Source organism: Pseudoalteromonas piscicida (genome assembly GCF_002744175.1).
In the GTDB taxonomy this organism is placed as follows: Bacteria; Pseudomonadota; Gammaproteobacteria; order Enterobacterales; family Alteromonadaceae; genus Pseudoalteromonas; species Pseudoalteromonas piscicida_B.
In genome coordinates, this window is the sequence record NZ_NKHF01000038.1 from 1 (window position 1) to 7565 (window position 7565).

The 7565-nt window shown below is 41.6% G+C and carries 11 protein-coding genes and 2 pseudogenes; 5 read left to right on the plus strand and 8 right to left on the minus strand.

The window, feature by feature from the left end; genetic code table 11:
• Positions 1-273: pseudogene (locus CEX98_RS23090) on the plus strand (IS4 family transposase); the annotation flags it as partial.
• A 206-nt stretch (positions 274-479) separates the two neighbouring features.
• Here CEX98_RS23090 and CEX98_RS08580 read toward each other — a convergent pair.
• From CEX98_RS08580 to CEX98_RS08605, 6 genes are all read right to left on the minus strand, one after another.
• Positions 480-1004, minus strand: a complete 525-nt coding sequence (locus CEX98_RS08580; protein ID WP_099641675.1) for a GrpB family protein — start codon at positions 1002-1004, stop codon at positions 480-482.
• 69 nt (positions 1005-1073) lie between these two features.
• Complete coding sequence (locus CEX98_RS08585; RefSeq protein WP_099641676.1) at positions 1074-1469, minus strand: ACT domain-containing protein; 396 nt, start codon at positions 1467-1469, stop codon at positions 1074-1076.
• Positions 1466-1903, minus strand: coding sequence for a GFA family protein (locus CEX98_RS08590; RefSeq protein ID WP_099641677.1), 438 nt, complete (start codon positions 1901-1903; stop codon positions 1466-1468). Before CEX98_RS08590 ends, CEX98_RS08585 begins: the two co-directional genes overlap by 4 nt.
• Before the next feature lie 2 nt (positions 1904-1905).
• Positions 1906-2364: a YaiI/YqxD family protein gene (locus CEX98_RS08595; protein ID WP_099641678.1), complete on the minus strand. Its 459-nt coding sequence runs from the start codon at positions 2362-2364 to the stop codon at positions 1906-1908.
• Positions 2365-2405: 41 nt separating this feature from the next.
• The gene (locus CEX98_RS08600) at positions 2406-2846 is read right to left on the minus strand and encodes a GNAT family N-acetyltransferase (RefSeq protein WP_099641679.1); all 441 of its coding nucleotides are present in this window, start codon (positions 2844-2846) and stop codon (positions 2406-2408) included.
• Positions 2836-3633, minus strand: coding sequence for a PhzF family phenazine biosynthesis protein (locus CEX98_RS08605; RefSeq protein WP_099641680.1), 798 nt, complete (start codon positions 3631-3633; stop codon positions 2836-2838). Before CEX98_RS08605 ends, CEX98_RS08600 begins: the two co-directional genes overlap by 11 nt.
• Before the next feature lie 145 nt (positions 3634-3778).
• On the opposite strand from CEX98_RS08605, the gene CEX98_RS08610 reads away from it, so the two are divergent.
• Positions 3779-3964, plus strand: coding sequence for a hypothetical protein (locus tag CEX98_RS08610; RefSeq protein ID WP_099641681.1), 186 nt, complete (start codon positions 3779-3781; stop codon positions 3962-3964).
• Between the two features lie 206 nt (positions 3965-4170).
• On the opposite strand, the gene CEX98_RS08620 is transcribed toward CEX98_RS08610, so the two are convergent.
• Positions 4171-4641: a DUF3291 domain-containing protein gene (locus tag CEX98_RS08620; RefSeq protein WP_099641682.1), complete on the minus strand. Its 471-nt coding sequence runs from the start codon at positions 4639-4641 to the stop codon at positions 4171-4173.
• A 113-nt stretch (positions 4642-4754) separates the two neighbouring features.
• The gene (locus tag CEX98_RS08625; protein ID WP_099641683.1) at positions 4755-5765 is read right to left on the minus strand and encodes a phytanoyl-CoA dioxygenase family protein; all 1011 of its coding nucleotides are present in this window, start codon (positions 5763-5765) and stop codon (positions 4755-4757) included.
• Between the two features lie 133 nt (positions 5766-5898).
• On the opposite strand from CEX98_RS08625, the gene CEX98_RS08630 reads away from it, so the two are divergent.
• The 3 genes and pseudogenes from CEX98_RS08630 to CEX98_RS08640 form a co-directional block, all read left to right on the plus strand.
• Entirely contained in the window at positions 5899-6348 is a 450-nt protein-coding gene (locus CEX98_RS08630) for a carboxymuconolactone decarboxylase family protein (protein WP_099641684.1), read from the plus strand.
• Positions 6338-7084: a helix-turn-helix domain-containing protein gene (locus CEX98_RS08635; protein WP_099641685.1), complete on the plus strand. Its 747-nt coding sequence runs from the start codon at positions 6338-6340 to the stop codon at positions 7082-7084. The genes CEX98_RS08630 and CEX98_RS08635 overlap by 11 nt, the downstream gene beginning before the upstream one ends.
• Positions 7085-7295: 211 nt before the next feature.
• Positions 7296-7565, plus strand: a pseudogene (locus CEX98_RS08640) (transposase); the annotation flags it as partial.

A 7565-nucleotide genomic window follows, 5' to 3' on the forward strand; every position in this document is an offset into this window, starting at 1 on the left:
GATCAGAACAGTGTCCTAAATCTCAATGTTCTTGCGGTCGACAGTACGACCTTTCGATACCCTGATCCAGAAGGAAATGCTGAAGTATTAAGCTTCATTTCCGAGAGCTACAAACCTTATCATCGGCTTCGGTTAGCTAGATGGATGGGCGTTGAAACTCGCATGATAATGAGCACCTCGTTTGATAGAGGCAATGTTGGATAAGCGACTTTAACAAATCGTCTATTTAGCGAATTTCCCACTAATTCTCTGACCTTATTCGACCGTTGCTATTCACCTTACCGACACTCAGCTGTTGTGGATAGCATTAAGTCCAAATAAGACACCTCCCGTCAAGCATAAGAAAATGCGTGAGGCAACATCCACTTTATACTACCAGACAAAAGAACGAACACTCAGTCCTCTTTGTGGTATCCAAATAGCCGTTTAGGTGTAAACGATGACGCTTATCCGATCGGCGCAATTCTCTAGTGAAGCCTTTATAATCGCTGAAGTGTACGCTTCACAAAAGGAGCTTTAGCCTTTCCATACTCGTCTTGGGAAGCTACACCTTGAGTGAGCACTTGTTGTTTTTGAAGCTCATACTCTGCACGTGCTTTGGGGTTGCTTAACATGTAAGCCTTAAACTTCTCTTGTCTATTATGTTCTTCACTTTCTTTTTCAATCACATGGGCGTGTACTTGAAACATTTCGCCTTTATACATTACTGCAATGTCTTTTCTGGGACGAGTGTCTGGAAATGGGTTGTCGCTGTGTTGCTCAGCAAAGCCTATATCTTTAAGATGTGAAACGGCTTTATCCAACTGCCCTGGTTTATATAGCACTGAGATATCAATAATCCCTTTTCCAGCAACCTTAAAAGCACTAGAGCCAAAATGTAAAAATTCAAGCTCAGGGTGTTCGAGTGCTTTTATTACCTGCTTTGCCACCTCTAAAAAAACCGCTCGCCACGGATTAAAACTTGCAGGTACTAAGTGGTATGGGACGAATTCAATTTTTGACATGTCTGTCCTTGATGATATTAATAAAAATTTTAACTCTCTTGCCGGTTAACCCGCCTTTTTGAATAAGCACTATTCCGCTAACTTCTGAATAGCAGCTAATGCCCTATCGGCATCCTCAGCAGGCACAAAAATATGGTCATGATAAAACCCAGCAATCACATTAGCACTGATATTGGCGTCTTTAAGCGCATTGGAAAACGCAGCAGTTAATCCTACAGCTTCTAAGCTCGAGTGGACTTGTAGTGTAATTTTATTCATCACACAGCTATACTCTAATCCACGCTCGTCCGCTATCTGCTTTGTGATCACAAGCGTTAATCCCTCACGTTCCATAAAGGTCGCGATTGGTTCTAATGTCACGCATTCACAAAGACGTTTTTCCACCGTACAAAATACATAAGGAGTATTATCTAGCAGTGGAGATATGTTTTTAAGTAACTGAGATAAGTCGCAAATACCTGTCATGACTGAGTCCCTGAAGTTTTAGATAAATCACGGCTGGGTTCAAACGCATCGTAACGAGGAAGCGATGCGTCTAAATCATCCCAATTGGCCTTTGATGACACAAAGTTATGTGATAGTGGACGCTCTTGAATATCAGAGTCCAAAATGCCAAGCCTTAAACGTACTCGCGATGGGTCGCTTTCGTTAGAACTGAAAATCGGGCTTGCACAGTGTTTACAAAAGTGGCGCTTTCTCCCCGGTTTGAACTCAAAGGTGCTCAGTGACTCTTTACCGTTTCTAATAACAAAGTCGCTCCACTGCACAAAACCATTAGTCGCATAAGCCGTACCGGTAGATTTGCGACACAACGTGCAATGGCAATGAATTATATCGCTGATCGGCCCGTTGATCTCAATGTGAACAGCTTGACATAAGCAACTTGCTTTGTAAGACATATTTACCCCTTTGCATTTCTGGTGATCCAAGTATCCAGTTGATTTGCAAAGTTTTGCTTATCGGCCTGAGATAAAGGTGGAGGACCTTGCGTTTGCACACCGCTGGCGCGCATGGTATCCATAAAATCACGGATATTTAAGCGTGACTTTATGTTTTCTTTGGTCAGTAATTCCCCGCGGGTATTCAGTGCTGTGCACTTCTTCTCAATCACCTCATCAGCAAGTGGGATATCACCGGTGATCACCAAATCACCTTCGTTGACACGCTTCACAATTTCATTGTCTGCAATATCAAACCCTTTAGGAACCTGAAGTTTTTGAATAAAAGGCGAAGGCGGCGTTTTTAGATATTGATTTGCGACTAGAGTGACTGTGGTAGAAGTACGAACTGCAGCACGAAACAGCATTTCTTTTATCACCACAGGACAGGCATCTGCATCAACCCATATTTGTTTTGCCATAATGACTCTTTTAAATGTAAGTTGACTAGAGAATACTAAATTTAGAGACTAGGTTCACGCCTTAAGTGAAACTCGTATTCATCTTCATCAAACGCTACAAACCCGAGCCTTTCGTATAACTGCTTTGCGGGATTAGCTTTGAGCACGGTCAATACCCAAGGTAATTTTGAGTTGGAATCAATCAAGCTGTTAATCACTTGTGCGCCGAGCCCTCTTCCTTGTTGTTGTGGTTCTATTTGCAATTGGAAGAGATAATAGTCATTTTCACGCTGCTTAAACTTAGCCAAGCCGACACACATGCCATCGACATAAATTAAATGAGAGCAGGAGTATTCGTATAATACCCGAGCTTTGTGTTCAGCCTCACTCAAAAACAGTTTTGCATTTTCTAAATGCGGAACCATAGTTGCTTTACGCAGCGCCACAAGGTAATTAAGGTCGCACTTTTTTGCCTTTACGAAGTGAATATTATTATTCGCCATCAATTTCGAACATCCCTTTGGCATAAATTACGCCATAACCAGATACTATAATCGTGTCGTCAGTAACTTCACAAAATAACTCTCCACCGCGTGTTGATACTTGATGCGCTAGCAGATTGTTCTTACCCAGTACTTTCGACCAGTACGGCGCTAACCCAGCATGTATTGAACCTGTGACCGGATCTTCGTCGCCACCGTTAGCGGGCCAAAAATAGCGTGATACGAAATCAACGTCATTACCTTTCGTAGTCACCACGACATCAAGAGGTGCTAGTGTTTTCAGTTTATCGCTGTCGTACTCACAACTGGGCACTTGCTGTTCAGTATCAACTACAACAAAGTATGCTTGGCGGTTTTTAAGTACGAGAGTCGGTGTAACGTTAAGCCCTTCCAATAGCGCTTCGGGTGTTTTTGTCGCTTCAGGTGCTAGATTTGGGAATTGCATTAAGATTCTGCTATCCGTTGCTTGACTGACAGTGAGTGTTCCAACTTCCTGTGTTTGAAACGCTATTTCACCGACCTTTCCCTTGTAATTAAATAACACATAAGCCGCAGCAAGCGTTGCATGGCCGCAAAAATCAATTTCAGTGATTGGTGAAAACCATCGGATAGCATAACGGTTGTCACCAATTTGCTTTAAAAAAGCGGTTTCAGACAGGTTATTTTCGCTGGCTATCTTTTGCATCAAATCGTCATTAAACCACTCTTTAATTTCAACAATTGCAGCGTTATTGCCGCCAAACCTAGTACGTGTAAATGCATCAACCACAAAATACTCAACTTGCATCTTTTACTCCTTTCTGAAACAACCATAACCACTGTATAATTTACTGTAATTAGGTGCGAATACAAACTAAATAGCGTGTATTAGGGTTGATCTTTGTGGCCGTTTTACACGTAATCAAAACAAGTGAAATCAAGTCGAGGCTTATATGTTTACAGATGCTATCTTATCAATCTTATGTTTATATTCATTAGCTATGCTCATTACCAGTTTGCTAATGATAGCCACGGCGCCTAATGCTGATGATGAGAAACGCAAACAAACCATCACTGAGTACACTATGTTTGCGCTGGCATCGGTTGCGGTATTTTTTGTGTCTTTTTATACGTTATAAACAGAACCAGAGTCGTCGCTATGGCTCTGGATCGCACGCTGATTCACGCTACCTTTGGGCTTCCATCAGCAGCTCAGGATCGAAATTTTACTAGAAAAAACGCATTAAGTGACACGCCAACGTTGTCACCTTTTTGTGCAATCGTTTTATCACACACTGCTATTGTTTTGCATCTCAGTGCCACGCACATATGTGCTTCCTCATCACTAATGTGCTTCACACGTACTTCCTGCTCTGAGCTCTAGTTCAGTGAAGCTATTTCTAAATGTAAAAGCATAGGCAGAATCACCAAAACGCCGCAAGTATTCAAGTCGCTCTTTAGCTTCTTCCAATGTTGGAACATGTCCTTTTTCTATCCACCACAACACATATGTTTCCTGTTCAGTACGATGAAACCATTCCCTTTTTCGAGCGAGGAACTCTTTGTGAGCAGTTTTAAACATAAAATCTTTAAGGGCTTGTTCAGACTGCCATACCGACATATTTACTATGATATTTGGATCATCAAATGCTTTTATCTCTGTGGCATTACCCGTTTCATCTTTTAAGCGCCAAATAAAACCGGGGCTTTGCTCTGCGAGCTCGTTAATACGCGCTAAGTTTGCTACAAAATCTTGAATTTCAGGCGCATCCATTTGATATTTCGCGGTAGCTATATTGAGTTGTGCTAATTGCATCGACGGCTTTTCCTTATATTGCTTGCTACATTCACAAAGCTTCCTTCTCATACTACTGTTTACCCAATACCAAGTTAAGACAAAATTTAACCAAATATAAATATTTTCATCTTCTACACTTGTGGGATTGGATTCATATTGATGTATTGCACAATTCGTGGGAGGCCTGCTCTATTCGGGCTTCCCCCATGAGGCAAAAAATGATGCCATATCAACAGATCACCTGCTTTGCCTGCAATTGGTTTTGAACCCAGTTGATGTAGATAATTAGGGTCTGGTGCATGGGGATCCCAAGGAGCAGTTGTTAACCACGAGTCCAGCTTTGCATGAAATCCAGGTACAATCGTTGTTGCTCCTTGATCTGCTTCAGTGTCTAATAGGTACAGAATGCCTTGCGTGCCAAAACTAAGTTGTTTGGAAAAATCTAAATCCCAGTGCAGATCAGGGCCTTGAAAACTAAACGTTTCCGTTTCTGGCGGGTTGAAACCGCATTGATCGGCTGAGACCATTAAGCGCTCGCTATACCATAGCTGGCTAAATGCCTTATGGATCCTCAGTGAATTGCGATTAGCTTCAAGTGCGCTATGTTGTACCAAATGTACCATACTGTTGTTTATCTTTTCTGGGCTTACATTATACCAAGTATGTGGCTCAGCTAACGCTATCTCTAAGTAGTCTTGAATAGCATTTATTGCATTAGTACAACCGGTTTCACTTACCGCATTTCTCACAATAACATAACCGTTGTCTCGCCAGCATTGCAGATCTTCAGCGGTTAGTACGTCTGGCATATTACGTACCCTGTTTACTTTTTCTTGATAACTCTCAGGGCACGGGAAGTGATCAGTCAGATGCCTCAGCAGCGCTATTTTGTCACTACTCGGTTGAGCAATTGTCACTATAGCGTCAATAAAACTATCGTAATCATGGGCATATTGAAACTGAAGTTGATATGCCTGAAGTTGACTTAACCCTAAAGTGTCAAAAATAGTTTTGTATAGTTTAAAATCAACAGGCTCCACCTGCAGTTTATTTCCAGAGGTGCAAGCTCTATTGGCCTCTGTCCAAATTTTCTTGAGAGTAGATAAAGAATAAAGCGATTGAGCTAGGTTTGCTTGACACATGATTTATCAGCCATCCTTCATACTATGATTTATACGATCCCAGCTTCAACTCTATAACAAAGACGGTTTTTTTCAATTTTTATCTCTTACATCTGATTACACTGGGCAGACTATTAAAACAAAGGGTTACAAAATGAAAAGAGCAGACTATTTCAACCAAGCACCGGAGCTAATACAGCATTTATTAGAACAAGAAGAATTATTGAAGCAACAAGCAGGTGCGACCTTTGGTATCACAATTTGGGAGCTTGTAAAACTGAGAGCATCACAGCTTAATCAATGTGCATTTTGTATTGCAATGCACACCAAACAAGCAATTGAGCAGGGTGAAACCAGTAATCGAATTATAGGTCTAAGTGCTTGGCGTGATATGCAGTTTTATACGGTTGAAGAAAGTAAGGCCCTAGAATTATGTGAAAAGTTGACAAACGCTCAGTCAATTGATGATACTTTTTATCATGAGCTCTCCGCTCTATTTGATGACAAAAGCCTAACCACGTTAACGATAGCTATTAATGCAATAAATAGTTGGAATCGCGTGGTAAAAATGTTTAAGCCCAAAGTTGAGTTTAATGACAGCTGATTTAAACCTACAAATACATCATCCTGACGGGATGATAGCGCAATATGTGCAAGCTATCTGGTTTGCACAATCTCGAACTCAAGGAGCTGCTTGGCTTCCAAGCGATGGTGCCAACGGGTTTATTTTTCCCATTAAAGGGAAAGTATACTTAGGTGATGATCAGGTAGCATTGCCCTACTTGACTCAGCCAACAGCAACTCACTCTGTAAAAATACACTATTCAGCACAGGCTTGCTTTTGCGGTCTGCGTTTTCAGCCTGCGGGGTTAGGGGTTTTAAAAGCCAGTGCTCACCCGTTAGTAGAACATAAACATATCAACAAGGTAGTAAAAGCGTTAAAAAATAATCCCAGTTTTAAGACGCTTCTAGAATTGCTAAAGCCAATGTTGGCAGCGGAAGTCACACTGGACCGCTCGGCTCTGTACACACAAACACTACTCGGACACATCGCTAAACTCGCCCCTCTACAATTTGCGTATACTAAAACACCACTTGGCCAACGACAGCTAGAGAGGCAAATTAAACAATACTGCGGTATCACACCTAAACACCTAGCTCGTATTCATAGAGCTCGCTCAGTCAGAAAAATACTCAAAGATAACCCCAACATCAACTTCGCTCAATTGGCTATAGAGTGCGGCTACGCCGACCAAGCACATCTCATTAGAGAATTTAAATCAATAATGCAGATCACCCCAGCCAAGTACAGAAAACGAATACAAGCAATGAGCGAATAACACGACATAAATCAAAACTAAATCGCTGACACCCACATAAATTTAAGTAAATCGCTGACATCCACAGAAATTTAAACCAGACACCAATTTAAACAAGACACCCACCACATTAGAGGGAAAAATAAACCCTGCTCTTTATCTCAAATTTGTGTTCTTCAAAGGTGGCGTCTACTATTTAGTTCATCACTCAAAGGATTGAGGAAACCAAGCTATGGCTACTGCCCGTAAAAAACAAATCAGTTTAACCGACACCAAATACTACCACTGTATCTCCCGCTGCGTCAGACAGGCCTTTCTGTGTGGAGAGGATAAACTGACTGGTAAATCCTATGAACACCGTCGAGGCTGGGTGGAAGAAAAGCTTTTGATGTTGGGAGCGGTGTTTTGTATTGACGTATGTGGCTATGCTGTGATGAGTAATCACACTCACACTGTTTTATATGTTGACGACCAAAAGGCTAAGCGGCTGTCGGATAAAGCT